General features: G+C 69.3%; 20 protein-coding genes. 11 read left to right on the top strand and 9 right to left on the bottom strand.

Annotation, left to right across the window (positions count from 1 at the left end):
- The first annotated feature begins 41 nt into the window (after nt 1-41).
- From ACGFZS_RS10730 to ACGFZS_RS10715, 4 genes are read left to right on the top strand one after another with little or no spacing between them, the layout of a single operon-like run.
- Complete coding sequence (locus tag ACGFZS_RS10730; RefSeq protein WP_393794791.1) at nt 42-944, top strand: AAA family ATPase; 903 nt, start codon at nt 42-44, stop codon at nt 942-944.
- Nucleotides 941-2,269: a hypothetical protein gene (locus ACGFZS_RS10725; RefSeq protein WP_393794790.1), complete on the top strand. Its 1,329-nt coding sequence runs from the start codon at nt 941-943 to the stop codon at nt 2,267-2,269. The genes ACGFZS_RS10730 and ACGFZS_RS10725 overlap by 4 nt, the downstream gene beginning before the upstream one ends.
- Nucleotides 2,266-5,106 carry a hypothetical protein gene (locus ACGFZS_RS10720; protein ID WP_393794789.1) on the top strand — a complete coding sequence of 947 codons (2,841 nt, stop codon included), beginning with the start codon at nt 2,266-2,268 and terminating at the stop codon, nt 5,104-5,106. Before ACGFZS_RS10725 ends, ACGFZS_RS10720 begins: the two co-directional genes overlap by 4 nt.
- 40 nt (nt 5,107-5,146) lie before the next feature.
- Entirely contained in the window at nt 5,147-6,364 is a 1,218-nt protein-coding gene (locus tag ACGFZS_RS10715; protein WP_393794788.1) for a toll/interleukin-1 receptor domain-containing protein, read from the top strand.
- 42 nt (nt 6,365-6,406) lie between these two features.
- Here the strand turns inward: ACGFZS_RS10715 and fxsT are convergent, their stop codons facing one another.
- From fxsT to fxsA, 5 genes are all read right to left on the bottom strand, one after another.
- A complete protein-coding gene (gene fxsT / locus ACGFZS_RS10710; RefSeq protein WP_393794787.1) occupies nt 6,407-10,402 on the bottom strand; it encodes an FxSxx-COOH system tetratricopeptide repeat protein in 3,996 nt (1,331 codons plus the stop codon).
- On the bottom strand, nt 10,399-11,574 hold the full coding sequence (gene fsxC, locus ACGFZS_RS10705; RefSeq protein ID WP_393794786.1) for an FxsC protein: 1,176 nt from the start codon (nt 11,572-11,574) through the stop codon (nt 10,399-10,401). The genes fxsT and fsxC overlap by 4 nt, the downstream gene beginning before the upstream one ends.
- 242 nt (nt 11,575-11,816) lie before the next feature.
- Nucleotides 11,817-13,277 carry an aKG-HExxH-type peptide beta-hydroxylase gene (locus tag ACGFZS_RS10700; protein ID WP_393794785.1) on the bottom strand — a complete coding sequence of 487 codons (1,461 nt, stop codon included), beginning with the start codon at nt 13,275-13,277 and terminating at the stop codon, nt 11,817-11,819.
- Nucleotides 13,274-14,425, bottom strand: a complete 1,152-nt coding sequence (locus tag ACGFZS_RS10695) for an FxsB family cyclophane-forming radical SAM/SPASM peptide maturase (protein ID WP_393794784.1) — start codon at nt 14,423-14,425, stop codon at nt 13,274-13,276. Before ACGFZS_RS10695 ends, ACGFZS_RS10700 begins: the two co-directional genes overlap by 4 nt.
- Nucleotides 14,426-14,468: 43 nt before the next feature.
- The gene (gene fxsA / locus ACGFZS_RS10690; RefSeq protein ID WP_393657116.1) at nt 14,469-14,654 is read right to left on the bottom strand and encodes an FxSxx-COOH cyclophane-containing RiPP peptide; all 186 of its coding nucleotides are present in this window, start codon (nt 14,652-14,654) and stop codon (nt 14,469-14,471) included.
- Nucleotides 14,655-15,195: 541 nt separating this feature from the next.
- Between fxsA and ACGFZS_RS10685 the strand changes: the two genes are divergently transcribed.
- Nucleotides 15,196-16,158 (top strand): GNAT family N-acetyltransferase, encoded by a 963-nt coding sequence (locus ACGFZS_RS10685; protein WP_393794783.1) that lies wholly within the window; start codon nt 15,196-15,198, stop codon nt 16,156-16,158.
- Nucleotides 16,159-16,452: 294 nt separating this feature from the next.
- Here ACGFZS_RS10685 and ACGFZS_RS10680 read toward each other — a convergent pair whose 3' ends face one another.
- A complete protein-coding gene (locus tag ACGFZS_RS10680) occupies nt 16,453-16,773 on the bottom strand; it encodes a GYD domain-containing protein (protein WP_393657122.1) in 321 nt (106 codons plus the stop codon).
- A 408-nt stretch (nt 16,774-17,181) separates the two neighbouring features.
- Here ACGFZS_RS10680 and ACGFZS_RS10675 point away from each other — a divergent pair, with 408 nt between their 5' ends.
- Both ACGFZS_RS10675 and ACGFZS_RS10670 read left to right on the top strand, forming a co-directional pair.
- Complete coding sequence (locus ACGFZS_RS10675) at nt 17,182-17,412, top strand: hypothetical protein (RefSeq protein ID WP_393794782.1); 231 nt, start codon at nt 17,182-17,184, stop codon at nt 17,410-17,412.
- A 471-nt stretch (nt 17,413-17,883) separates the two neighbouring features.
- Complete coding sequence (locus tag ACGFZS_RS10670) at nt 17,884-18,048, top strand: hypothetical protein (protein WP_393794781.1); 165 nt, start codon at nt 17,884-17,886, stop codon at nt 18,046-18,048.
- 1,023 nt (nt 18,049-19,071) lie between these two features.
- Here the strand turns inward: ACGFZS_RS10670 and ACGFZS_RS10665 are convergent.
- Nucleotides 19,072-20,100, bottom strand: a complete 1,029-nt coding sequence (locus ACGFZS_RS10665; protein WP_393794780.1) for an SGNH/GDSL hydrolase family protein — start codon at nt 20,098-20,100, stop codon at nt 19,072-19,074.
- A 922-nt stretch (nt 20,101-21,022) separates the two neighbouring features.
- The gene (locus ACGFZS_RS10660; RefSeq protein WP_393794779.1) at nt 21,023-21,967 is read right to left on the bottom strand and encodes a restriction endonuclease; all 945 of its coding nucleotides are present in this window, start codon (nt 21,965-21,967) and stop codon (nt 21,023-21,025) included.
- Nucleotides 21,968-22,173: 206 nt separating this feature from the next.
- On the opposite strand from ACGFZS_RS10660, the gene ACGFZS_RS10655 reads away from it, so the two are divergent.
- On the top strand, nt 22,174-22,707 hold the full coding sequence (locus ACGFZS_RS10655; protein WP_393794778.1) for an NUDIX hydrolase: 534 nt from the start codon (nt 22,174-22,176) through the stop codon (nt 22,705-22,707).
- Here ACGFZS_RS10655 and ACGFZS_RS10650 read toward each other — a convergent pair.
- Complete coding sequence (locus tag ACGFZS_RS10650; protein ID WP_393794777.1) at nt 22,685-24,025, bottom strand: hypothetical protein; 1,341 nt, start codon at nt 24,023-24,025, stop codon at nt 22,685-22,687. The genes ACGFZS_RS10655 and ACGFZS_RS10650 overlap by 23 nt on opposite strands.
- A gap of 124 nt (nt 24,026-24,149) precedes the next feature.
- Between ACGFZS_RS10650 and ACGFZS_RS10645 the strand changes: the two genes are divergently transcribed.
- The 3 genes from ACGFZS_RS10645 (at nt 24,150) to ACGFZS_RS10635 (ending at nt 25,937) form a co-directional block, all read left to right on the top strand.
- Nucleotides 24,150-24,380: a hypothetical protein gene (locus ACGFZS_RS10645; RefSeq protein WP_393794776.1), complete on the top strand. Its 231-nt coding sequence runs from the start codon at nt 24,150-24,152 to the stop codon at nt 24,378-24,380.
- A 197-nt stretch (nt 24,381-24,577) separates the two neighbouring features.
- A complete protein-coding gene (locus ACGFZS_RS10640) occupies nt 24,578-25,030 on the top strand; it encodes a glycine-rich domain-containing protein (RefSeq protein WP_393794775.1) in 453 nt (150 codons plus the stop codon).
- 70 nt (nt 25,031-25,100) lie between these two features.
- Entirely contained in the window at nt 25,101-25,937 is an 837-nt protein-coding gene (locus tag ACGFZS_RS10635; protein ID WP_393794774.1) for a protein kinase, read from the top strand.
- Nucleotides 25,938-26,180: the final 243 nt, after the last annotated feature.

Here is a 26,180-nt window from a genome sequence, read left to right as displayed (position 1 = left end):
GGTGCGCCGGAGCCAGGGGCCGACGACGGGGGGCAGTGGGCTTGATCAAGCTTTTCGACCCGAGCGAGGAGACTTACCGGCCTGCGCCGAACGGCCCTGAGCCGGCCCGCGGCACGGCCCGCCTCGACGATCAGGTCTACCTCTTCGACCACCGGACCGTCCTCGCCGTCAACGTCGCCCTGGCGTCCGGCCGTCCCCTGCTCGTCCTCGGCCCGCCGGGCTCGGGCAAGTCGGCGCTCGCGCCGAACGTGGCGCGGCTGATGCGCTTCCGCTACTACGCCGAGGTGGTCACCGCCCGCACCGAACCGCACGACCTGCTCTGGCGCGAGGAGGCGTTCCGCCAGCTCAACGACGCCACCCAGGGCACGCTCCAGGACCCCGGTTCACGGGACTACTTCCGGCCCGGCCCCCTGTGGAAGGCGCTCGACCCGGCCGTGGACGACGAGGGCGTGCCCGCGCTGCGCGACCGGCCCGCGGTGGTCCTCATCGACGAGATCGACAAGGCCGACCCCGATGTGCCGGACGCCCTGCTCGATCCGCTCAACAACCTCCGCTTCGTGGGCCCCGACCGCCGCACGGTGACCGCGGCCGAGGGCACCGGCGCACCCCTGGTGGTGATCACCAGCAACGAGGAACGGGAACTGTCCGCCGCCTTCCTGCGCCGCTGCATCCTGCTGAGGCTGGATGCGCCGGACCGCGAACACCTGCTGAACGTCGCCCGGTTGCACATGGGGGACGACTACGACGAGGCGCTCACCGTGGAGTTGGCCGACATGTTCGAGAACGAGTCGCCGGCGACCCGGCCGGCGGCGAGCACCGCCGAGTTCCTGGACACCCTGCGGGCCTGCCGCCAGATGGGCCTGACGGTCACGTCGCCGGAGTGGCGGGCGGTCGCGGGGCTCGCCATGATGAAGGGCTCCTCCGACCCGTTCCCCTACGCATGAACCGAAGCCCGGCCCGGCTGGGGGACCTGCTGCGGACCGCCCGCGCCCTGGGCGTCTCCGACCCCGCCGGCCTCACCGCACTGGCCGCGGCCCTGGGGCTTGCGCTCCCCTCCGACGGCCCCGCCCGCCGTACCCCCGCCCCGGCCCCGGCGCGGCCGTCCCGGGGCGGGACCGGGACCGGGACCGGGGGTGGGCGCGGGCGCGCGGATACGGCGGGACGCGCGAGCCGCCCGGGCTCCGACGCACCGCCCGGCCCGGGGCCGTACGACCGGCCCCCGACCCCACCCGGGACAGCACCCGCGACACCGCCGGGCCAGGTCCCCGGTCCGGACACCGGGTCGGCCACCGGCGGTTCACTGCTGCTCATCCGCGCCGCCCGCCCGGCACCGGACCGGGAGACGGAACAGCCGCTGTGGCGCGACCCCGAACCGCCCGATCGCTCCGACGCCCCCGACGACCCCGACGACCCCCATTCAACCGATCCGGCCGATACCCCCGATCCGGCGGATCCAGCTGGCCCAACCGATCCGACCGATTCAACCGGTCAAACCCATTCGGCCGGTCAAAGCGATTCGGCCGGTCAAAGCGATTCGACCGACCCCATCCGCCCCACGAACAACGCCACCGCCGAACTCCTCGGCCACACCGCCGCGTTCGACCTGCCCGGCCCGTCGGCCCTGCCCCGGCCCGCCTCGCCGTGGAACCCGCGGACCGAGCGGGCCGTCTTCCTCGCGATGGCCGGGACGCTCACGACGGGACGCGCGGTCGACCGCCACCGGCTGGTGGAGCTGGTCGTACGCAGTCTCGCCGGCGGCCCGATCGCCCGGCCGCGGGTGCCCTACCGGCAGCGGACCACCACCCGGGCCGGAGCGCTGCTGCTGATCGACCGGGGTGAGTCGATGCGGCCGTTCCGGCACGACCAGGAGTGGATCACCCGGCTCGCGGCCCGCATCCTGCCGCCGGGCGGGCTGCGCGTCCTGGACCTGCGCATCGCCCAGGGCATCAGCCGCGACCGGGGGCGCACCTGGGAACCCCACCCGGTGCCGCCGTACGGACAGCCGGTGCTGCTGCTCTCCGACCTCGGGCATCTGCAGCCGCCGTCGCCGGGGCGCCACCACTCCTCGCCGGCGAGCTGGCTGTCGTATCTGCGGCGGCTGCGGGAGACGGGCACCCCCGTCGTCTGTCTCACGCCCTATCCCGCCGAGGAGTACCCGGCCGCCGTGCGGGAGACGGTCGCGCTGGTTCCGCTGGACCGCCGGGTGTCCGTACGGCTCGCCCAGACCGCGACCCGCCGGGACCCGCGCCGGGCGGGGCGGCGGCGATGACGGCGGCACCCGAGCGCACCGCGTTCCAGCTGATAGCGGAGGAACGCCGGCACCGGCCCGCCGTGGTGCAGCTGGCCCGGTCGCTGTGCCTGGCCGCGCAGGCGGAGCCGTACTTCCTCCGCAGCGCCCGGCTCCGCTTCGCCCCGGACAGCAGCACCGGGCTGGAGGCCAGGCTGTACTTCTCCCCGCTGGTGGAGGCGGCCGACAGCCGCGCGCTGGTGCTGTACCCGGAGGTCAGCGCGGAGCTGCGGCGGGAGCTGTACGACCACGACCTGGACCTGCTCGGCTCGGTCCGCGACTTCACCCTCGCCGCCCACCGCAGCGCACCTCCCCTGGTCCGCGACTTCGAGGAGCTGCTCTGGTCGGCGACGATCGGCCCGCCGCCGACCGAGGCCGAGGTCGAACGGACGCTGACCCCGCTCTTCCGCCAGGTGCTCGCCGAGGGACCCACGGCGGCCGAGGCGAGCCGCTGGATCCTGCGTTTCCTGCCCCGTCTGCCGGAGGCCGTACGGGAGTCGCCGCCGGCCTGGCGGCTCCAGGTGATGGCGGCGGAACGGCTGGGCATGGAGCCGCCGCGCGGTCTGCTGACCCGGGCCGACGCCGACGAGGTGCGCACGGTGCGGGCGCTGGTCCACACCGAGGTGGACATCGGCGTCCGGGCCTCGGCGCACGGCCTGGTCCTGAGCCGGCCGCCGGAGCGGGGCGCGCTGGTCTGTGGGGCGAGCGGAGCGGGGCGCGTACAGCTGCGGCTGCGCAGCGCGCTGCCCGGCGCCCAGTGGCACGAACTGGACCTGTACGACGGCGAGTACGCCGCCCTGGGCCTCAGCGTGGCCGCCGAGACCCGCACGGACGGCACGCTCCTGGCCACGCAGGCGGAGCTGGGCGGCACGCTGCTGTGCGCGCGGGCGGGTCACCGGGCGGCGGCCGCGACCACCGTGGACGGCCGCACCGTCCTGCGGATCGACGACGGCGAGTCCGTGCTCACGGTCGAACTGCCCGAACTGCCCGAGCAGCCCCGGCTGCTCACGGTCGCCGACGCGGGGCCGGCGGCCACGGCGGTGGTGAGCGCCAAGGGGCTGCACGTGGTGACCTCGGCGGTCGACGGCACGGCCGACGCCGTACTGCACCCGCTGTCGGTGCAGCCGACGGCCGTGGGCTGGTCCCGGACCCGGGAGCGCGGTGTGCTGTGCCTGGCCACCGGGAACGACGTCCTCCTCGTCGACGGCGGCGACCCCGGCCGCACCCTCGGCACGCTGTCCCATCCCGCGCCGGTGGTACGCCTGTGGTGTTCGGTCCGGGCCGGCCTGGTGGCCGTCGCCGACGCGGAGGGCGGGGTGACGGTGCACGGCCTGGCCGGAGGGCGGGCCGGTCACGGACGGTGGGAGCAGGGCCCGGGCGGCGGGGTCACCGCGCTGTCCGGGGATCCTCGGGCGGGTTCGGCTTCGGCGTCAGGGTCGGCGTCGGGATCGGGATCGGGATCGGGATCGGCGTCAGGGTCGGTTGTCTGGTGCACCGCGGACGGACAGGTGTACGGGATGGACGCGGCGGCGGCCGATGCCTCCGCCGGAGCCGTCGATGGGGTCACCCTGCTGGGCACCCTGCCCGCCCCGGCGTCCTCACTCGCGCTGCTCTCCGACGTCGGGCTGGTCGTGGCCGCGGACGGCGGGGACCGGCTGCTGCGGCTGGCCTGGCCGGAAGGCGGGCCGGTCACGGCGGTGCCGATGCCCTTCCGGGTGCGGGAGGTTCATCCGGCGACGGGCGGGCTGCTGCTGGTGTCGGGGCACGGCGGCGAGGTGGAGATCCGCGCGGAGGACGGCCGTACACACCTGCTCACCCCAGGACCCGTGCCCGCACCTCCCGACGGGGCGGGACCCGACTGGCCGCGGGACAGCGTCGGGTTGGTGCTGTCGGAACACGACACCGTGCTTCCGGCCGGCGTCCGGCGCTGGGGCATCGGGCACGTCTGTCTGCCCGCCTCCCTCCCACCGGACTCCGAGAGGTTCGCCACGCTGCTGGCAGGGGCGCGCGAACAGGGGCTGCGGGTACTGGCGGAACTGGCCCCTCCCGACGAGGACTCCGCCCACGGCGAACTGCTCGGCCGGGCCTACGACCTGCTGGAGGAGTCGCTCGACGGACTCCGCCTCGGCGACGCGGACCGCTGGCCGGCACCCCTGCTCACCCGTCTGCGCCATCTCCTGGACGCCTACCCGCAGACAGCGGTCGTCACGACCGGCTCCCCCCACGTCCCCCTGGGCCCGGGCCACCTCACCCTGAACGCGCCCCCCGAGCCCCCGGCCGCCCCGCTTCCCCCGGCCGCCGACAGCTGGTGGTCCCTCCCGGACGGGCTCCCCCGTCCCCGGGCCGCCCTGCTCCTGGCCCTGCCGGGCTGCCACGAAGTCCCCGCCTCAGTGCTGCTGGAAACCCCGGCGCTACGCCCCCTGCTCGCGGCACGCGCCGCACAACTGGCCCTGCGCCACGGCGGAGTGGAGCTGCTGTCCACCGGCTCGGCGCGGGTGACCGCCGTCCGCCGGGAGCACGCCGGCCAGGCCGTCCTCTGCCTGACCAGCACGGCCGACGTCCCGCTCACCGCCCGGGTACCCCTGCCGGAAGCAACCACCGGAACCGGGCCGACCGGGCCGACCGAGCTGATCGAGATCGCCAACGACCACCCGACCCACCCGCCAGACGCGCCGCCCCAGGTCCTGCGACCGGCTCCCGGCGGCCTGATCCCGGTGGAACTCGACGCGGGCCACACCCGCTGGTTCCGGATCCGCACGACCACCCACCCGCCACCGGACGGCCCCACGGACCCCTTCGCCCCGCCCACTGCTCGCTGACGCACCACGATCCAGTACACGGTTCCGTACGAGGAGTCCCATGCCCGGTCCCCATGTCTTCCTCAGCCGCAGCGAACCACCGGACTGCACCTGCAACTGCTGGCCGGCCCGGCGCGCCATGGAGGAACTGCTCCACCAGGAGGGCTGCGAGCCGGTCATCGTGGACCGGGAGTCCCTGGTGCCGGGCGAGGACTGGATGGAGGCCATCTCCGACGGCATGGGCAGCGCCCACGGCATGCTCCTGATCGTGTCGGCCCACGCCCTGAAGTCCGAGCACGTGCAGAACGAACTGGCCATGGCGGAACTGCGCAACCGGCACGACGGTTTCCCGGTGATCCTGCTGATGCTGCCGGAAGTGACCCTGGAGGCGCTGGAGAAGAGCGGTCTGGGGTCGCTCAGCCCGAACAGACGGCAGACGGTGGAGTGGCCGGGAAAGGACGACATCGAGTCCGTACGACGCGACATCAGACCGCAACTCGACCTGATGCGGGCCGAGTTGACCGGGGCGAAGGTGCATCACCGAGTGGTCCACCATCTGCGGGAGGTGGACGCGCAGAGCCTGAGCCGGGCCGGCGCGACGCTGGGGGTGCAGATCGAGGCCCTGTTCCCGCTGATGCGCCACCGGCTCGCCTCGGGACTCCTGGCCGAACGGCCCAGCGAGCCCGAGGCCGACCCGCTGCGCGCCGCCCTCACCGAACTGCTGCCCCTGTCCGGCCCGGAAGCCTCACGGGAACTCATCCAGCTGAGCGTGACCCATGCCCGGGTGCCCGCGGCCGAGGCCGACCGGATACGCGGGGTGCTCGACACCGCGTCCCCCAGGGTCGCGGTGCTGCCCGCGCAGTACACGGACACCGCACGCCGGTACATCCACCGGGCCAGCGAACAACCGCTGCCCTGGGACCACTTCGTCGTCGCCCTCACCGCGGGTACCGGCGTCCTGGGCGATCTGGTGCAGCACATCGGAGAGGAACTGCTGGAGGAGTTCGACATCCACGACGAGGAGACCCTGCGCGAACACGAGCACGACTTCGGCCCGGTCGTCGTGATCGTCCCGCATCCCCCGGACGCCGACCTGGTCCGCGCACTCGACACGGCGTACCCGGTGGGACTCCTCTTCCTGTTCGTGGTCGACGGCGAACTGCTCGGCGCCACCGGCGCACACACCCGCCTGGACGGCCTGCCCGCCTGGCGGGAGGAGGAGATGAACCGGACGGTACGACGGTTCGTGCGCCGGTACGGATCGACATTGAGCAACTGACCGCCCCGGGTCCGTGCCGGGGCGGTCACGCGCACGGCAGGCTCAGATCGGCGGCATCTCCAGGTCGAAGTCGATCCGCTTCCGGTCGCTCATCACCCGGACCAGGGGATGGGCCGGCCCGAACTCGCGCTCGGCGGCCAGCGCGGCCCCGTGGACGCCCGGGAAGGTGTCGTCGTCACCCAACAGACTGCGGTCCAGGGCGACGTTGTACTCCGCGCAGAGCACCCGCGGGTGGTGATCACGGTAGAGGGTGCGGTAGGCCTCGCAGGCTTGCTCGTCCTGGGCGAGCGCCTCGTCGTAGCGTCCCAGCGCGGACAGCACACCAGCCCGGTTGGAGCGGCAGGCGAGGGTGGCGGGGTGACCGGCGCCCAGCCGCTCGATGAGCAGCGGGAGGGTCTCGTCGGCCAGTTCCAGGGCCCGGTCGATCTCTCCGCGGCTTCTGAGGATGGCCACGAGATTGGTCGCGGCCGACAGGGTGAACGGGTGATCGGCACCGAGGCGCTCACGGTAGCGCTCGAAGTTCTGCTTCCCGAGGTCCACGGCCTCCGATCCGCGGACCGGGTCCAGCAGAGACAGGGCGAGCAGGTCACAGGCGAGGTTGGCCGTGCACGACATGGTGTCGGGGTGCGCCTCGCCGTAGCGCTGCCGGTACACGTTCAGGGTGGAGCGGGTCAGGGCCTCGGCCTCGGCGTAGTGGCCGAGGCGGCGCTGGGTCACCGCGAGGGACGCGTCCGTGCGCAGCACGTCGTTGGACTTCTCGTCCTTCTGGATGTTGACGAGCCGCCTGCGGATCTCGATGAGCAGGTCGAGGGATCCTTGGTAGTCGCCCGTCTCCCGGCGGTCCAGTGCGACGCTTCCCGCGAGGTTCCAGGTGAGTACGTGCTGGATCCCCAGCGACTGCCGGGACCTTTGGTAGGTCTCGGTCGCGCGGTCCAGGGCTTCGCCGGGGCGGCCCGCGAGGTTGAGGGAGACGCCGAGGTTGTTCGCGGCCCGGAGGGTCTCCTCGTTGTCGGGGCCGAAATGCGGACTGTTCCGGTAGAGGTCGTAGGTCCGTTGATCCTCGTCGTGTGCTTCCTGATAGCGGCCCAGACCGCGCAGATCGGCGCCGTAGTTGCGGGCCGTGACCAGGCTGTAGCCGTCGTCGAGGCCGAGTTGCTCGCGCTGACGCCGCAGGGTGTCGGCGTCCACGTCGTGGGCCTCCTGGTAACGGCCCAGGGAGCGCAGCGGGTTGGCAACCTGGGCGGCCAGCCGCAGCCGGAGGTGGTGGTCCGCGCCGAGGGACTCCGTCCAGCCGATGAGTGCCTTCTGCCCCAGCGCGGCGGCGGCCCGGAGGTCACCGACCCGCCACTGGTTGCGGACCTGGCGGATGACCCACTCGCACACCCGTGCGTCGGTGTTGGACAACGCTTCGGAGAGTTCCAGGTGTGGCAGCAGCTCCGCGAACCGCTGCTGGACCGTGACGCTGTCCTCCGGGAGGGAGGCCGAGGGCAGCGCTCCCGCCAGCACGAGTTGTGCCTGACGCCGCGTCCGTTCCATGCGCTCGGGGTCCTCGCCCAGCCATTCGCGCACCGCGGCCTGGACCAGTCGGTGGACCTGGATGGAGCTGTTCTGCTGGTCCACCGTGGCCAGCGCGTAGCGCCCGAGGTCACGGATCAGGTACCCCATCACCATGGGGTCGAGCACGGAATCGTCGCCGGTCTCCTCGGCGAGCCGGTTGCGCATGGCGTCGCTGTAGAGAAGGGAGTGCGCGATCGGCTCGGGAGAGAGGAAGGCACAGAGTTCGAGGAGCCGGACCGCCGCGGGCCGCTCGTTGCCGAGCCGGTCGACGGTCAGCCGCCAGACCGCCAGGAGGGACTCCTGCTGGCTGTCACCGCTGCCGCCGGTGCCGCTCAGCACCGTGCTGACCCGGCTGTTGACCTGTTCGAGGTAGGTGTCCAGGGGCATGGCCGTCTGCCGCAGCCAGGCCGCCGCGAGCTCCATGGCCATCGGGAAGTCGCCGAGCGTCTCGGCGATCCGGTCGGCGTCCCGCACGGAGAGTGCGTCCACCCTGCGGCGCAGCAGGGCGATGCTCTCGGACCGGTTGAAGGCGTCGACCTCGACGGCGTTCTGGCTCTCCTCGTGGGGCGAACGCCGGGCGGTGAGGATGACGTGTCCCGGCCCCTCGGCTGGAAGGTACCGTTCCACTGTCGTGTCTCCCTCGTCCCTGGCCTGGGTCTCTCCGTTCGCGTCCTGGCTCTCGATGACGTTGTCGAAAACCAGCAACCAACGACCATAATCGCCATTTTTAAGCGCTGTCACGGTTGCCTGGGCGCGTTCGTCGACCGTGTCGCCGGGAATTCCCAGCTCCAGCCCGAGTTCCGCGAGGAGCTGAGGGATCCGGTTGGGCTGTTCGGCCGGAACCCAGTGCACGAGGTCGTACTGGGAACCGTACCGGTGGACGTACTCCTGCGCGATCTGGGTCTTCCCGATCCCTCCAAGGCCGTAGAGGAAAACCCTGCCCACCGGTGTGTCCGTGCGCAGCGATTCCGAACTCAGTTCGGACCGCAGCCGGTCCAGCTGGACATCGCGGCCGGTGAAGGCGTTGTTGCGGCGCGGGACGTTGAAGATCCGGGGGGCCAGGCCCGGATAGGTGAGGTCCCCGCTGACGGTGGGGATCCGCGCCTCGAGTTCGAGCAGGCCGAAGAACCTGCTGAGCACCTGCGCGGCGGACTGGTCCACCAGCGTGAATCCCGGCAGTCCGCGCAGCGCCGGCTCCGGCTGGTGCTCCCGCGTGCGCAGCCCGATGATCCTGGGCCCTTCGGGTGCGGCCGCCAGGGCGCGTACCTCGTCGGCGACCGGTGTGGTGGCGAAGTCCGGCGAGAGCAGCGCGACGACCACGTCGGCTCCCTCCGGCGGACCGCTGGACAGCGGCACTGACGGGCTGCTTCCGCGCAGCGCCACGGAGATCCCCGCGGCCTGCAGCTGGGCCGCGATCCATTCCGCCCAGGCGCCGTCGCGCAGCGCGTAGTCGACGCGGACCCGGGGCACCAGGCGGCCGCCGGGTACCGGTACCCGCTGGAAACGGGCGAGCAGTTGCCTGCGCACCGGCTCCTCGACCGGCCGCAGGGCCGTCACCTGCCCGTCCGTGATCACGGAGGTGAGGCGTTCGTAGGCGCCGAGCAGGGAGGCGGGCTGCCGGGGCGTGTCCGCGACGGTGGCCAGCACCTCCTCGTAGGCGAAGAACGGCTTGTAGGGGATCTCCACCGAGCCCCAGTAGCCGTCGGGATCGGCGGCCCGCGGTGTGTCCTTCAGGAACTCCTGGAAGCGCTGGCGAGCATGGCCCCGGCTGATCACCAGCTTCTCCTGCTCGGCGTCCTCCACCCGCATGGGCACGGGGAGGATCCTGACGTGCGGCACCTGGCGCCGTACGTCCCCGGCCACGCTGGCGCTGCCGTCCACGGACTGGGTGTTCAGCGTGAAGCAGTCGACCAGCACGTCCGGCATCACCATCGTGGTGATGCCGGAGGTGTCGCTCCAGCCCGTCCGGCTGTCGATCAGGGCGTAGTCGTAGTTGCGCCGCATGTCCTCGCGCAGGGCGCCCAGGAAGGCCGCGCCGCCCCGGCGGTCGTAGAAGCCCTTCCAGTCGTACGTGTTGATCGTCTCGGAGTATTCGGGGGTCTTCCGCCCCGGGGAGACGAAATCGACGTAGCCGCCGCTGTCGAAACCCCACGTCAGGGTGGAGGCGAAGCGCTCCACTCGGGCGTACTGGCTGTAGTCACCGTCCGCCGGCCTCGGCCTGGCCATGTCGAACCCGCGGATCAGGTCGATGAGACCGGGGGTGGAGTCGAGCTCCGGGTCGCCGAGGAAGGGAGCGAAGTAGCGGTGCAGGCCCGGCGCCTCCAGGTCCCAGTCCATGGCCAGTACACGTTTTCCGTTGCTGGCCAGGATCCAGGCCACGTTCGCCAGGGCCATGGTGCGCCCGGTTCCACCCTTGAAGGAATAAAATGTGACGATAGTCCCGGGCTCGCGGGCGCCGGCGTCTCCCGAGTCGAACGTCATGACGAATACCTTCCGAGCAGGGGAAACGTGTGGAGACCTTCGGCCGGCGTCACCGGCGGCCGAACTGCCTCCGCCGACTTGAGCGCCTCGTTCTGGAGGCGGATCAGGACCTTGCGGAGGGAGGAGGTGAAACTTTCCGCGTCCGGCAGCCCCCAGCGGTCGTACTCGCTGCGCTGCCGACGCATCAGGGGCAGTGTGTGGTCGAGGAGTTCATCCAGAGCGATCGTCTGTTCGACCGACTCGGTGTCCTCGCGGGACCGGGGTTCGAGTGCCGTGGTGGCCTCGGGGCCGCGGTCGTCCACGGCCGCCAGAAGCGTGCGTTTCTCCCGCCGCATGGCCGCCCAGGCGTCCACCAGGAGCACGACCAGTTGCTCGGGGTTCTCCTCCCGGCCGATCCGGTCGACGGTCTCCTCGTCCAGCGGCAGCACGGTCGCGATGAAGTCCAGCGCGGTGGCGGTGTTCTTCACCAGCGAAACCAGGGCCTCGGGCTCTCCCGGAGCGTAGGGGGACCAGTCCAGAGCCGTCTTTCCGTAGTACTGACTGGATTGCCGTTCCTCGGGCAGCTCGTCCTCGGCCGTGGACGCCACCACGAAACTGACCGCCTGACCACCGACGGGCGTGGGAGCGCCGAAAGGGGAATGACTGCCGCTCGCATCGAATCCGTGCACCTCGGGAAGTTGTTCCGCGGCTACGACGATGCGGTCGGCGGTGGCTCTCAGCACTTCCTCGTAGTCCGACCGGTAGCGCGCCTTCAACCGCAGCAGGTGCAGCAGCCCGTCACGCTGGTAGGCCTGGGACCGCACGCCGAGCGGCGGGTACGGCAGGACGGCCTCCAGTGCGTGCGCGGGGTCGGGCTCCCACATGACGGGGACGACCGCGTCCGCGCTGTACCCGGTCCTGGACCGCTGCATGTTGAGCCGCCGCTGGAAGTAGGACAGCTCGGCCCGGCAGTACGACTGGCTGAAATAACGCGGCGAGTGCAGCACGACCAGGACGGTGGACCGGCCCAGCAGATCCACCGACACATCCGGTGACTGCGGCTTCCCACGGACCCCCACGACCTCCGGGGAGCGCCCCGTGCGCTTGGCGACGACCCGGCAGAGGTCGTGAAAGAAGGACGCGACCCACTCCTCGTCGACGGTGCGCACGTGACTCAAATAGAAGTGGCTCACGATGGCTCCATTGACGCGACTGACGCGACGTGATCCCGGGGCGAGCCGGATCGGCAGCTGAGCGGCACGGTCGCGCAGCACACTCGGCACGCATCGTCACCACCGGCACCACGTCGATGTTTGTTCCGGACATGGCGAACATCTGGGGGTGCGCCGGTGCGGCGCGGCCTCGCCGCTCTCTGCGCGTTCGCGGCTTTCCACCGCGCCGTCGCTTTTCCCCCGTGCCACCGCGTCCTCATATATCAGTCCACCCCTGGTGTTGATTCGTCGGCTTTCTTCCTGCCGGAATGGGCCAGATCACGGGCGAAGTCAGCCGTGGCCTGGTCAGGGGAGGAAGCTGCGGGCTCTCGCGTCCGCATCGGCGCCTGCGGCGATGCCACCCCAACGGGTGAGGGGTCGTCGGGTCGGACGAAGGACAGCGACCCCACGGGAAAGCGCACGGAAGGCAGCGAACGCGCGGGAAAGCCGCAGCGCGCCGCCTCGTCGGCCATCCCCGCGACGAAGTCGGCCCCGGAGGGTGTGAGCGCGGGATGGGTCCGCAGGTCCCACAGGGCGCGCGCGACCTGACGCCCGTAGCGGTGCAGTCGGGTACGCGCGGCACGAGCCTGCCGGCCGCTCAGTTCCCACTGACGACGCTGCCAGAACTGCAGGAGCGCCAGATGGGCATGGGTTCCCGTGAGTGCGGACCCGATGGGGCGGGGGTCCTTTCGCCAGCCGACCCGCAGCAGGTCACGGTCCTCGGGATCCGCCAGATCATCGAGATCGGCGAGGGCTCCGAAAGCGATGTGCGCGCTCTCGTGCGCCACCGTCTCGGCCAGCCGTACCGGATCGGCGGTGTAGGTGGCCGCGATCGCCCCGTAGGCCTCCCGCGCAGCGGAACTCACCGCCCGCCCCTCCCGTGGTGGCTCCAACGGCACGAGCGCCGTCCACAGGGCGGCGTACCCGGCCGCACGTTCCGGGACCAGACGGGTCACCACGTCCCAGGCCCCGGCCACCGACACCTGCCAGGCAAGCAGTTCCTCGGCTGTCCGACGGGGCAGCACCGGATGGCCGTGCGCGTCCCGGTAGGGGTCGGTGTCCTCCAGGACCACCGACAACGACGGTGCGTCTCCCGGTGGCACGGCGGTCATACGACGCGGTGCGCACAGGCCGGTGTCGTCGAGGGCTTCGCCCCGCTCCCCCAGGACCAGTGATCGCCCGCCCAGGTCCAGGACGTCACCCCACAGCCGGGCCTCCCGCGCACCTCCGGTCAACCGGACACGGCCCAGCGTGGGCAGCCAGATCAGGGAGTCGAGTGCCAGGAGGGCGAGGCGCGGGCGGAGTCCGGCGCGTAATGCGGCGGCGGCCGCCAGACCGGTCAGCCGGCCGGTTTCAGCGCTCGCGCGGACGGCGGGGTTCGGGTCGTGCAGGGACCGCAGGCAACGCCCCAACCACACACCGACATGAGGATGGAGCAGCACCTCCTCGAAGGCCCGGACGTCCGCCGCACGGGCTCGGCGGCACAACTCCCAGGCCGCCGCTCCCCAGTACTCCCAGGAATCCGGTGTGCTGCTCCGGATCGCCGCGGCCACATCCCTCAGCATCAGCAGACGCCGGGAGACCTGGCCGTCCCGCAGGATCCGCAGGGCGGTCGGGGACGGGTGACAGCGCGCCAGGCTCGCGAAGTCCTCGCCGGCCATGCGCAGGGTCGCCGGGGCCGTCACGACACGCCCCCGAGCAAGGCGGTGGCATCGGCCACGACCCGGTCCCGGATCCGGGTGGTAAGAACCCGCAGGTCAGCGCAGTAGACACTCGCGTTCGCAAAGCCGGTGGACGGGTGGAACCGGTGGGCACGGAGTCCACCGCCACACATGCGCACGACCTCGCAGCTGCGGCAGACGTCGGCGAGCGCCGACAGACCCCCTCGGCGGGCATCGGCCACGACCGGGTGCTGTGCCGCCGTGTCGAAGTCGTGAGTGAAGATGTCGAGCCCGGTGGCCGCGCCGCCGTCCCGGGTGACCTTCAGTGAGTCCGATAATTCTATTGTCCCGTCGCTCTCGACGACCAGGAAGTCCGTGTCGGCCAGCCCCGTGCTCTCCGACCGCACGTCACCGCCGAGAGCGAGATCCACAAGATCCTCGAACAGGCGGATCCGGGTCTCCTGACGCGGTGCCGTGTACCACCTTTCGAACACCGCCAGGAGCCAGTTCGCGTACGGCGTTCGATCCGGATCGTGACCGGGCGGCGGGTGTTCCCACGTGGCGTGCGGCAGCAGGAAGTTGATGGCCGGCGGCTCGTGCGCGAGCAGGGACTCGTACACGCGAAGTGGCGGGTTGGCGAGGTCCACCGTGCAGAGCAGGCCCGCAAACAGTGCCTTGTTCTCGGCCCTCCTCAACAGCTCTAGTCCCCTCTGGACGGAGGCATGACTGCCTCGCCCGTTCCTGTTACGCCTGTGGCGATCGTTGGCCTCTCGGCCGCCATCAAGACTGACACCCACCGACACCCCGTGTCGGCGGAACAGGTCCATCCATAAGGGATTCAGAAGAGTCGCATTGCTCTGAAGGGAGATATCACACTCTGCGGTGTCGCGCAGTTCCTCCTTCAGAACGTTCAGAAGATGTTCGATTCGGGACGGGCCGGCGAGCAGCGGCTCACCCCCGTGCAGGGTCACACGGACCCGAGACAGACCGTGCCGCCCGGCATGCTCGGCGATGCGGCGGGCCAGTTGGTCCGCGGTCCCGGTGGCCATGACGGACGGTTTGTCCCGCCAGGAGCGGTCAAGAAGCTCGTAAACGTAGCAATAGTCGCATGCCAGATTGCACGGCTGCGCAACCTTGACCACCCACTCGACGAAGGGGTTCGCATCACGCACGTGCCACCTCCTGCCACGCGGTCCCCCGCTGCCTACTCGCCCATCAGAGAGCCGACTGGAAAATGGACACATCCACCGCGCGATGCTCCAAGGTGTCCCGCCGAACTCGCCGTATCGACCGGCCCAGAGCACTTTCGGGTAACTCGTCCAGATCCATACGTACGTCCGCGGAACCGCTGAGGTTCACCACGTCGAAGTCGATCTCCACGCCAGTCGCTGACGTCTCCATGAACGCCCCGTGCTCCTCGCCCCGCGGACCTCGGTCGTTGTGCCGATCCCCGCGGATGTCAACCTGCGTCGGACCGCAACCAGCCCGATGGGGGTCGAGTTGCGGAAGAGGTGGCGCTGTTCGGTTCTCGTTTCAGGGAAGCACACCGCTCAGCCAACGGCTAGAACGCAGGAGCCCGTCAACCCGGGTGCGGCTTGATCTCGTCGGCAGTGGCCTCAAGTCCTCCCGAGCGAATCCGTGTTGGGATCTGTACGACTCCTGGTCACCATGAGCCTTCCCCTCTTCGTGGCCTTGTGACCCATGGCGGTCAAACCATGGGCAAATCACGACGCTGAAACGCCAGAACAAGGCACTCCGGCTTACTGACGTGGCCTTCCAGCAACACCCGGCACACACCCACCACCCACCCCCACTGCACGGCGGGCCCTCCCAGCGGGGAACAGGTCCCGGCCAGACCCACAGCTCCGGCTCCGCTCGACGACTGTGGCTCCGCTCGAAAAAAGCGATGGCTCCGCCCACCCCCCGACCCGATCATGACCGGATGCTCTTTCACGCTGCCACGGCAGACCCCACACACCCCACAGACCTCGACCGCGCCGCCGCCTACCCGGCCGACGGCCCCCTCCCCGCCTTGACCGCGGAACGGATCCGACAGGAGCTCGCGAGCAACCAGTTCCGCCCCGAGTGGATCTGGTTCGCCGAGGACGAGGACGAGGACGGGGCCGGGGACGGGGAGCTCCTGGCCCGTGCCCTGTGGTGGGGCCGTGCCGACAGCGTGCGGCCGATCGCGCTCGACTGCCTCCAGGTACGGGCCGACGTCGTCGACCCGGCCGCCGTCGCCGCCGGGCTCCTTGCCACAGCCCATGCCGCCTTCGGGACCCTCCCCTCCTACAACATCTCGCTGCCCCGTGACTGGCGGACCAGCCCGGCACTGGTCGACGCCGTGGCCTGGCGCCGGGAGGCGGCGTCCAGGTCCGGGCTGAGCAGCGAGATCGAGCGTCTGCGGTACGAGTGGACACCGGCCGCCGAGGTCCCGGCACCCACGGGAAGACTGATCTTCCGTAAGGGCACGGACGAGGAGTTCCTGGACGCGTTCGTCCGCCTGTCGACCGGAAGCCTGGACCTGCACACCCGGAACGGGCTCCGCTCGACGGACCCCGAGCAACTGGCCCGCGAGGACATCGAGTTCTACCTCGACTGTCCCGGCGAGCGCTCCTGGTGGCGCCTCGCCGAACTCCCGGACGGCACGCCGGCTGGCCTGGCCATTCCCTCCGCGACCCCTTACCACCGGAACGTCGGCTACCTGGGTGTCGTCCCCGAGCAGCGCGGACAGGGCCTGATCGACGAGATCCTCGCCGAGATCACCAGGTTCCACGCGAGCGAGGGCGCCGACCGCATCACCGCCACGACCGACACCGTCAACGTTCCGATGGCCGCCGCCTTCGACCGCGCGGGCTACGAGGTGACGGAGATCCGCCTCGTCCTGGAATCCCCGTCGCACTGAGCGGACGACTTCACCAGGCTCGACCTATTCGGAGGCGGGAAGGATGGTCACCAGTCCCTCGGGCAGGCCGATTACCCGACGACCTTCCTGGCAACCGTCCGCCGCGGAACCGGCAGGTCCCAGTCGACACCGCCGAGCGGCGTACTGAACCCCTTGCTGAGGTGCATGTCGGGAGCGGCTCGGGTGTTCGCCACAGAACCCGGACCACCGACAGCCATAGGCCGCGAACCTGCAAGGCCCCACTTGATCCAAGGCTCGCTACAGGGACGGCCGACGCCGGGTGCCGTCCTCCCCCTACGCGCCAGGAGGACGGAAGTCGACCTGCCGGCGGGCGGCCTCGTCGATCTCCTCCGAGGTGAGCAGAGGTGTGGCCCGGGTACGGAGCGCGCCGCTGGCCTTGACGCTGAGGCTGACAGCGGCCATGGAGACCGGGTCGGGAAAGTCGAGAATGCACACAAAGTCGTCCTCTCCAAAGGAGAAGTACATGGCCTCGACCGTTCCCCCGAGCCCAGCGACCACCTGATCAACAGCAGCCCGGCGACCACTCGCCCCTTCCTTGAGCAACCCCTTCGTCCCCTCGGACGTGTAAGCGGCCTGAATGAGGAACTTCGGCATAACAACACTCCCTGCCCGTGACGTGTCTGACCTGCCTCACGCATCTGACGTGCAGAATCACCTTCCCGCCGTCACACCGACCCCCCATCGACAAACGATCGGATTCACCCGCCCAGCGGACACGGCCGGGGGGACGAGGGCGCGAGGGCGGGAGGGCGGGAGGGCGGGAGACCGTGGCCACCGTACGGATCACCAGCCAAAAGCCCCGGATCTCTCCGGGGTCTCGCAGCTATGTGCACTCGGCAGGATTCGAACAGGGGCATCGTGTTGGGCGATGGCGGTTGCCGGCTGGGGTTGCTGTACTCCGTTGCTGCACAGCAGGATCGGATGATGTCCCGCTCCATAGGCGCGCACACTGCCGACCCGTGCCCTCGATGCCTCGTCGAAGCGGTCCGTCCGGGTAGGCCGATGAGTGTTGCGGAACGCCACGTGGTCGAGTACGCCTGCGAGCACTGTGCGCATGCGTGGACCCGTCCGGTAGAGGACGACCTGGACGTCTACGACGTCGTCAGAGTGGACCTCCCCGACGCCACGCTCTACGGCACCGTCTGGCAGGTGGAAGCCGACCGTGTCCAGGTACGGGGCGCGGGAGGCGACTGGCTGCTGTGGATCGAGCGCTGGAGAGTCATCGCCTACTGAAGACGCCCCTGCCCGCGCCCAAAAACATGCCCGAACTCGGGGAGCAACGGGCTTGTTGTCAGCGTCGGCCGCGAACCAAGGTGCCGCTGCGGGGGACACGCACGCTTTCCAACTGTGGTGGCGGAGCTTTGGGCTGCGTTTATCGAAGGGTCGTCACCGGGCTGAGATCGGCTTCTGGTCTTGGTTGAACGCGAGTGTTCGGGGCTGAATGACACGGAAGCTGAGACGGTCTGAGCTTGACCGAGCGATCCAAGACCCCGGCTGGGCACTGGACTTCGTCGAACTAGTCCAGGACGCGGAGGAGGAGACAGAGCCCGCGCCGGCCGAGGCGCGCCACTTCAGCGCGCCTGGGCGCTGATAGCCACCCTGAACGGCAGCGCCACGCAGTCGGGTTGTCAGCGCCTGGCCGGACATGCCGAGGCTCTCTACCGCCTGGACCAAGAGAAGTTCGGGATGCTTCCCGTTGCCGACATGACGGGCCGGAACGGCGAGCCCTTCCCGCAGTCCGCCGACGGGTTCCTGTACGCCCCTTGCGCTGTCGTCGCCGCAGGACAAACCGCATGGGAAGGCGTCTTCTTCGACGTCGACAAGTTCGCCCCGTACTCCTCCACCGAGCATGACGGCTACCGGGAATGAGTGGGATCGCTCGACCCAGTACCGCTCGATGGGGATCTCGTAGGTCGGTCCTCCTGGCACCGGGTGGTTGTCAGTGCTACTTACCAGTCTGCCCAGTGGAGTGGGACCGGCCAGAGAACCTTCGAGGTCCCCGGGAGCCGCCTGGGGACCATGTTGCAGGCCGTGGATCCCCACCCCCCTCATCCTCTGCGAGGGAAGCGGCCGACACTGGCGCTCACCTGGAAGTCGATCGACTTCGGGACGGGGGAGTCGTACGTGGACCATCGCTCAGCAGACCGGCGACCGGAAGGCTGCCGGTGATCTCTGGCAGGAAGCCCTGCGGGCCCGATGCGCCGGCCTCCGGGTCATCCCGCTCCGGGACACCCGGCACCATGACGATGGAGGTCTACGCGGAAGCGAGTGAGGGGACTGACGGCTGACATCAGCCGTTGCTGTACTTCGCTGCTGTACGACCCCGAAACAACAAAGGCCCCGGAGTGATCCGGGGCCTTTGAGCTGTGTGCACTCGGCAGGATTCGAACCTGCAACCTTCTGATCCGTAGGATCGGGCGCCGCGTTGCGCGCACGCCCATCGGCTTCCCGAACTGATCGTCGGCGGCTGTGATCGTTCGTCTCTCTGTGCCGTCGTTGCCGTCAGGGTTGCCGTCAATGCCGTCCTGGGACGAGACAGGCCATCAACGCCAGGCGTACAACCGTCACGTAACTCTGAGCGTCGATATGCACGTGACCCGGTGGCTCCACCTCACCAGGGGCGTAGCTGAGCTAGGGCCTGTTGTGAAAGTCCTGGTCGCATGGGTGATGAGGATCTGCGATCCCTAGGACCGATCGGGTTGCCTACGTGCTTGACCAGGCAAATGTGTGGGGAGAGTGGCGGGGCGGGTGACTGGCCGCGCTACCTCACCGGTGCCGGTCCCGCAGCTCCGCATGGTGAGGCCCCAGGTTGCGCGGACCTGGGGCCTCGTTCAGTAGCGGGTGACGCACGGCAGGACGTGGGTCACCTGGGTCCGGGGCTGTGTGGCCCGGTCAGCGGTTGAGGACTTCCTCGATCTTGGCGGCCACGCGCTGGGCCTGGATGTCACGGCCCTTTTCGTTGGGGTGTGCGTACCACGGGATGGGCTGGGTCCCGAATTCGACCTTGGAGTCCTCCAGCAGGCCGCCGATGCCCCGGTTGGCGCCGTCGCACGCTGTGTTGCTCCCGGTGTGGTCGTAGAGGTCCACGAAGTCGGCACCGGTGTCTGCGGCGGCCTTCTTCATGATGTCGTCCAGCCGCTTCTGGGCCTGGTCCAGGACGGGCAGCGCGTCCTGCGGGATGTCGGCGAACGGCAGCTGGGTCTGGCCGGGGGCCGGGGTCAGACACTTGGCCGTGTCCTGGGGCACGAGCCTGGGGTAGCCGACCAGGACCCGATCGGCGTCCGGGGAGACGCTGTTCATGCCGTCGAGCATGTCCACCAGCTCGTTTTCGACCTGCTCGAACTTGTAGTCCAGCCACGCCTTTCCGTCGCCCGACGTGAAGAAGTCCCGGCACTCGCCGGCCGGGCTGTCCGGGTCCAGCGGCTCTCCGGGCAGGAGCGCTCCCTCGTCCCGGAGCTTGGCGGAGCACTGCTTGAGGATGCTGGTGAAGCCCAGCGTGTTGCCGCCGATGCCGCCCACGACCAGTCTCGTGTCGTCCTTGAGCGCGTGCCGTTGCGCCGGGACCGTCCCGACGCCGAAGGGCAGCTGCTGCTCACGCCAGAAGTTCTCGACGAGCGCGCCTCCACAGGAGGCGTCCGACTGGACGTCGAGGGTGATGCCGTTGTCCGCCAGGCGCCGGGCGGCGACGGCGGGGTAGTTCTCCGTTGCCTGGAAACACCAGCCCCTGGGTTTGTCGGCGTCGTTCACGGGAGCGATGCCGTAGTTGGCGGTGTAGGAGTCGCCGAAGAAGGCGGTCGGTACCGGGTCGGCGGGCGCCGCGTCGGCGGTTCCCGCCGGGACGGCGAGCGCCAGGAAACTGCCCAGTGCGACGGCCGCGGCGGCCAGCCGTCGTGCCCGTGGGGTTGTCGTCGTCTTACGCATGGCCGGAGGCATGTCTGTGCCCTTTCGTCGGGACCCGCAAGGCGAGGGGGTGACTACGTTCCGTATTGATGCACATGCGGAACGTGATAATCCAGTGATCATGGGCCGCAACCGGGCGTTTTCGGACGATCCCTTCACGCCGGTCCATCTGGCCTGGTCAGAACGGGTGCATGACCGACGCGCCAGATGCGATCGCGACCCGAAGGAGGCAGGCCCCACAGGCCCGCCGTGCGTGCCGTGCGGCGAAGCCATGCGTTTCACGGGCCGGGGGCGTGTCCCGGCGGCCGACGACGCCGCATACGCGGGCTGCTGTCGAAGACCAGTTCACTGGCCGACACGTCCGCCTCCGCGTACTCGGCCGGAAGCCTGCCGACGGTGCATGGACGTGGACACTGAGGAGCTGACCGCCGGCCGGACCTGGTCAGCGAGGGCGGGAAGGCCGCCTCCGGTCAAAGCCATCCCTTGAGAGCCGCGATCAGCACGGTCGCCTCGTAGCGGACGGCGAGCTTGTCATACCGCGTGGCGACAACGCGGTGTCTATTGCCGACGGTTGATACCGCACTCGACCGCATGGCGATCGTGGTAGTCGACCGGGTCGAAGTGCGGTGGCCGACCGCCTCGGGAGCCGAGCTTGTGGCGGTTGCGGGCCTGGTCGGCCTTGTTCGGGATGGTGCAGCGGATCCCGCGACGACGCAGGTAGGCGCGGTTTCTGCGGGAGGCGTACGCCTAATAGGCACTGTGGGTTGGCAGTTGCCGGTCCTGGCAGGGGCCGGGCGAGACGTCTGGACTGTATGCAGCGCCTGTGAGTGCTTCGACAAGAGGGACGCGTGCACGGCCTCTGCCGCTTCAAGCTCGGTCAGGGTCCTCCTCTCCCTCGTCCTTCACACGGAGACAGTAGGACGGCTCCCCTTTGCCCGAGTGCTCAGTCAATCCCCCTGAAGATCTCGGAGACTGGGAGGAAGCAGTGGCCCGTCTCACTGGCATGGCGCTTCTTGCGACGCATCAGCTCGTCCAGGCGGACGCGCTGGTCAAGCACGGCCATAAAGTCACCCCCATCCATCGTTATGAATGGTGTGCTGAAGCTGTAGACGGCCAAAGCATCAGAGGTGAAGCCGTTCACGCTGACGTAGAGGCCCAGAGTGTTCTTGGCCTTGCGCTCGATGTTCGTCTTGAAGACGTCCAACTCGCGGCGACCGATGGCCTCTTTCCACCATTTAGCCTCAAGCACATAGTGGTCGGTGTCGAAGGAGAATGCGCCGTCAATCTGCTCATACTCCAGGCTGTATGACGCCCGCGGCTCCAGGTCGTACAGGCCGAACAGCTCGTTGATGAAGCCCTCGAAGTCCCGTCCTCGCTGGTGTTTGTCGGCGGCCGAGTGCATGACGATGAATCGTTGCCTCAGCTCGTCGTGGGCTTGGGCGAACACCCGGCCGTCCTGCGCCTGCTTGGCGCTCTCCGCGATCGTGGCCGCGTGCGCCTCATGTTCTGCAATGACCTCGCGCTGCTTGGCCGTCCATCGCCTCAACTCGGCTACCGCAGCCGTCGCGCTAGCCACCTTGTCGGCACCATCAACCTGTCGTTCGAGGTTCGGAAACCGATCCATGGCAGCGATGTCGAGCATGAGGGCGACGGTCACATCTAGGTACCGGGCCTCATTGGCCCGCAACAGCTTGACCAGGTGGCCGGACACTTCCCGTTTAGTGGTCGCGAAGTTCAACTGCGCCAGCAGCTCGCTGTGCTCCTTCAACATGCCTCGGACGTACAGCTCGAAGGGGTCCTTGTTCCAGTAGATCAACCAGAGCGCATCGGCCAGTGCGTTGTACGCGCTCGGATTGATGGCCTTACTGCGGGCGTTGAACTGTGACACCGTCCCTCCTCCACACGCGCTGTCACCGACCTATCACGGTACCGCGCGACCGATCGATGATCAGCCCATACGACAAGGCTTGATCTGAGACGGCAGCGAGCCTCACCGTGGGAATTTTCGTCACCCTGACGTTAATCTTCCGCAAGCTCGCCTCGCGCACCGTATTGATCTGAGATCCTGGAGATCGATCGAGAGGGGCCGCAGGTATGGAGTGGAAGACCCACGGTGAGCGACAGATCTATACCAACAAGTGGGTGAACCTGTGCTTGGTGGACGTCCAACAGCCGGACGGGCGCAGGTGGGAGTACCACGTTGTTCGTCTGCGGCACCTGGCCGTGGCCGCCGTGGTCAACGATCGTCAAGAGGTCCTGATGATGTGGCGGCATCGCTTCATCACCGACTCGTGGGCCTGGGAGTTGCCCATGGGCCTGGTCGAAGAGGGTGAGACCCCAGAGGAGGCGGCAGCACGTGAAGTGCTGGAGGAGACGGGCTGGCGCCCCGGCCCCATCAAGCCCCTGATCTACGCCGAGCCGGCCAACGGGATCACCGACTCCGAGCACCACGTCTTCCGGATCGACGGCGCCACCTACGCAGGGCCGCCCACGGAGAAGAACGAGTCCGACCGCATCGAATGGATTCCCCTCTCCGAGGTGCGGGGCATGATTGACCGCCGGGAGGTCGTGAGCAGCGGCTCGCTCGTCGGCCTGCTCTACCTGCTCATGGACGAAGCGATCCGCTGACTGGCGGGAGGAGTTCCCGTAGCCGCGCCTCGAAGGCCAGGGCTACGGGCTCCTGCCTGTGCGGGGCCAACTGGTCGTAGAACTCTCGGAGATGGCCCGACACACGCTCAGACGCCACTGCCGACGCCGGTTCCAGTGCTTGCGTGGCGGTATCGCACGCCTGGTCAAGCTTGCCCTGATCCAGCTGCGTACGGGCAAGCCAGAACGCGTGAAACGCCCGGCCGCGCTGGTTGGTGCGAGCCTCGCGCCGTAACGCGTCTGCGATCAGAGGTTCTGCGGTCGCAGCTTCGCCCAGGCGACCATGAGCGATCCCCGTGTCCACGATCAGCTTCGTCTCGTCGAAGTACGACACCCAGGACGGGTCCGGATCGCTGACCCGAATCCGCTCGAAATGGCGGTGCGCCTCCCCGATCGCTTGGTGCGTGGAGTCCCGGTTGCCGAGAGTGGCATGAGCGAAGGCTTCACGCATCGACAGCATGGACAGGACCCGTGGGGTGGTGTCGACAGCCGAGCGGGCCTGGTCCTGGGCGGCCGTCACGAAGGCCAACGAATCAGCGGGCTTGTCCTGGTACGTGCCCTGCAAGCTCATGCAGGCAAGGACGTTGGCCATGAACTGGCGGTCGTCGATCTCCTTGGCCAGCTGCAGGGCCTCGGTGAAGTACGCGCGGGCCTGGTTGTACTGGCGGGCGTCGAAGTAAGTCCAGCCGGTGAGGCGAGCCAGCTCGGCGGCGATTCCGTACAGGCCGTTCTGAATGGACGGCGGTCGGTTCTCTTTCAAGAGACCGACGACATGGCGGAGCTGGCCGACGATGGCCGGCCGTAGGGCCTCGCCTCCGTGCTGGTCGTCCCGTCGCCAGTAGTCCTCGATGGAGGAGCGGAAGGCTTCAAGTGTTGCCGCGTTCAGGCTCGTTCGCGTGGCCAGGGCCAGGATGCTGTCCACGTCCGGGCCAGGTAGAGCCGCGGGAGTCTGCGGCTCGGGCTCGGGCTCCTGGGCTACCTCTCGCTCGGTGACCACGAGGGCTTGAGGTGTCTCCCACACCCGACGGGCGAGCCCCAGCATGTGTCCTGGGATGCGCAAGCCGTCCGCGATGCGCTCGATGACATCCATGTGTTGCAACTGGCGTTGCCCGGCGATGACTTCGCCGACACGGCTTGGGGTCAACTCACAGCGTCTGGCGATCATGGATGGGTAGATGCCCGCCTTGGTCTTCACCAGCCGGAAGACTCTCGCGAAGTCCCGCACTCGGCACGCGTCGATCATCTCGGGATCGGTGAGCAACCTGGCCGGCAGTTCCTGCGGCCGGTCTGCATCGGGCATCGGCAAGCTCCCACACTGCGAGGGCTACGCAACGTCGCTGGTTCTCTACTTGCCGCGATATTACCCAAGTTGGGTAATCAGCCTGACCTTTTGGCACAGGTCCCTGGATCGCGATGCTCCTTCCATGGCGAGCAACCCGCAGACCAGACCAGGCATCGGTGAATTGGCGAAGGACAGCGCCCGAGACCGGATCGGCGTCGTCATGGGTGAGGTCGGCGGTCGCGTCCAGATAAGGCCGATCGGCGGTGGCCCTGAGTGGGATGCCATGCCGGACGACGTGGTGGCGCCGAGTTCACGCGAAGAACTGACCGCCCGCCTGGCGGTCAAGAACCGCAACAGTCGGGGCGGGCTGTGATGCGCGCTATCGGCCTGTACGCGGGAGTCCTGTTCATCATCGTGATCAGCGGCTCGTGCGGCCTGGTGATCGGCATGGCTCTCGCCATGGGCCAGTAGACCGGCCGCCCCGGACGGGGGCCAACTCCCTGGTTCCCCCTGTCCCCGTTCGGGGTCGGCCATCCAACCCACGCACCGTCACACACAAGGAGTACTCGCATGACGGCAACGGCGAACGATCTGAAAACCGGTCGCGCGGTGGCTGGTGAGGAGTTGTTCGAGAGCCTCGCCCGCTTCGTGGTCGTCCACAACGGGCAGTCGCCCGAGCGGGCTGAGCGGATCGCGGACCAGGCGGTCGCCTTCCTGGTCACTGCGGCCACGGCCAACGTCCCCATGGTCCCGTCCGATGACGTGGATCTCGGCCTGCACGCGCTGATCCTGCACACGAAGGAGTACGCGAGGCTGTGCGACCGGTACGCGGGCCGCTTCCTGCATCACAACCCGAAGCCGGGCGGCGGGCCCCGCGACCTGCTGAAGGTCATCACTGCGACACGCGCCATGAAGGCGGCCGGATTCAAGGTCTTCGACGACCTGTGGACCGTGGACGGCACGAACCTCGCGCAGTGCGACTCGGACTGCGGCCGTCCGTACGGTCAGGACTATCAGGACTAACACACGACAGCAGCGACGCGGCCGGCCTCCACGCGTGGTCGGCCGCGCTCGCCCGGAAGGAGAACAGACGTTGCCCGGGTCACCCCCTGAACTGCCGATCGTGGTACTCGACGCGCTCATGCCCACGGCCCAGCGCCTGGTCCTCAACCGCCGGGGCTCCATGGTCTGGGAAGTCGAAAGCCACCGGGGCCACTACGCCGTGAAGCTCGGCTTTCCCATCGAGGCCACGGCCGAATGGCCCGCCCAGCCCTGGACCGCCCTCGCACCCGCACGAGAGGGAGCCGTGCTGCACTCCCTCGGCCTCGTGGACTTCGCGTACGGCGAGTGGGAGCAAGGCACCTGGAACTTCCAGCCCTGGCACGAAGGACCGGACCTGTACCAACTCTGGGAGCCCTGCCGCCGGCCCGGCTCGTCCATCGCACCGCACACCAGCGTGGCACTGGGATGCGTCGAGGCGCTGGCCGAACTCCACGCCAAGGGCTGGGCACACGGTGATGTACAGCCCGCTCACTTCATCATCGGGCCGGAGCGAACCCACCTCATCGACCTCGCCCTTGCGCAGGGCGGACACGTGCCCGACGGGTACGACTTTCCCTTCCGCGGCTGCCTCGTCCACTACGAGGCACCAGAGATCGCCCGGAGCGTACTCGCCACCGGGACGGCCGAGCCGACCCAGGAAGCCGACATCTACGCGCTCGGCGCCTCCCTGCTCATCTCCGCCACCGGCTGGCGGGCGATGGAGTACGCGGACGACGCTCCCCGCGCAGTGCAGAGACAGGCCGTGGCCGACGGACGGCGGCGACCGGTGAAAGCACCCGGTGAACTGGGAGAGCTGATCGACGCGATGCTCAGCCATGCTCCGGAGGACCGGCCCACCATCTACGAGGTGGGCAAGGCCCTGGCCTGATGACGAAGCGCCGGTTCATCGGCGCCGCTCACACGGCCAAGGCCGACAACGCAAAGACCGGACCACCCCTCAGCCTGGACAGCATTCCGGGTGGTCCGGTCGTGGAGCCCTGATCAGGACCCCGGTGCCGATGGTACCGGGGCGGTTGGCGTGCTCGAACGTGGGTGCGGCTACAACTCCGGGTCTGAGTTGTCGAGTTGGAAAGGGTTATGACCTGAGCCACCGAAAGTCAGCCACAGCGGC

Origin of the sequence: Streptomyces sp. NPDC048288, from assembly GCF_043201555.1 — a bacterium.
Taxonomy (GTDB): domain Bacteria; phylum Actinomycetota; class Actinomycetes; order Streptomycetales; family Streptomycetaceae; genus Streptomyces.
Note: the sequence above shows the minus strand (reverse complement) of the source record. Positions and strands in the feature narration are given on the sequence as shown.

What these genes read in the sequence shown, in the direction of transcription:
- ACGFZS_RS10725 (WP_393794790.1), top strand. Translation starts at nt 941, where the DNA reads ATGAACCGAAGCCCGGCCCGGCTGGGGGACCTGCTGCGGACCGCCCGC.
- ACGFZS_RS10720 (WP_393794789.1), top strand. Translation starts at nt 2,266, where the DNA reads ATGACGGCGGCACCCGAGCGCACCGCGTTCCAGCTGATAGCGGAGGAA.
- ACGFZS_RS10715 (WP_393794788.1), top strand. Translation starts at nt 5,147, where the DNA reads ATGCCCGGTCCCCATGTCTTCCTCAGCCGCAGCGAACCACCGGACTGC.
- fxsT (WP_393794787.1), bottom strand. Translation starts at nt 10,402, where the DNA reads ATGACGTTCGACTCGGGAGACGCCGGCGCCCGCGAGCCCGGGACTATC.
- fxsA (WP_393657116.1), bottom strand. Translation starts at nt 14,654, where the DNA reads ATGGAGACGTCAGCGACTGGCGTGGAGATCGACTTCGACGTGGTGAAC.
- ACGFZS_RS10685 (WP_393794783.1), top strand. Translation starts at nt 15,196, where the DNA reads ATGCTCTTTCACGCTGCCACGGCAGACCCCACACACCCCACAGACCTC.
- ACGFZS_RS10680 (WP_393657122.1), bottom strand. Translation starts at nt 16,773, where the DNA reads ATGCCGAAGTTCCTCATTCAGGCCGCTTACACGTCCGAGGGGACGAAG.
- ACGFZS_RS10675 (WP_393794782.1), top strand. Translation starts at nt 17,182, where the DNA reads ATGAGTGTTGCGGAACGCCACGTGGTCGAGTACGCCTGCGAGCACTGT.
- ACGFZS_RS10670 (WP_393794781.1), top strand. Translation starts at nt 17,884, where the DNA reads ATGACGGGCCGGAACGGCGAGCCCTTCCCGCAGTCCGCCGACGGGTTC.
- ACGFZS_RS10665 (WP_393794780.1), bottom strand. Translation starts at nt 20,100, where the DNA reads ATGCGTAAGACGACGACAACCCCACGGGCACGACGGCTGGCCGCCGCG.
- ACGFZS_RS10655 (WP_393794778.1), top strand. Translation starts at nt 22,174, where the DNA reads ATGGAGTGGAAGACCCACGGTGAGCGACAGATCTATACCAACAAGTGG.
- ACGFZS_RS10650 (WP_393794777.1), bottom strand. Translation starts at nt 24,025, where the DNA reads ATGCCCGATGCAGACCGGCCGCAGGAACTGCCGGCCAGGTTGCTCACC.
- ACGFZS_RS10645 (WP_393794776.1), top strand. Translation starts at nt 24,150, where the DNA reads ATGGCGAGCAACCCGCAGACCAGACCAGGCATCGGTGAATTGGCGAAG.
- ACGFZS_RS10640 (WP_393794775.1), top strand. Translation starts at nt 24,578, where the DNA reads ATGACGGCAACGGCGAACGATCTGAAAACCGGTCGCGCGGTGGCTGGT.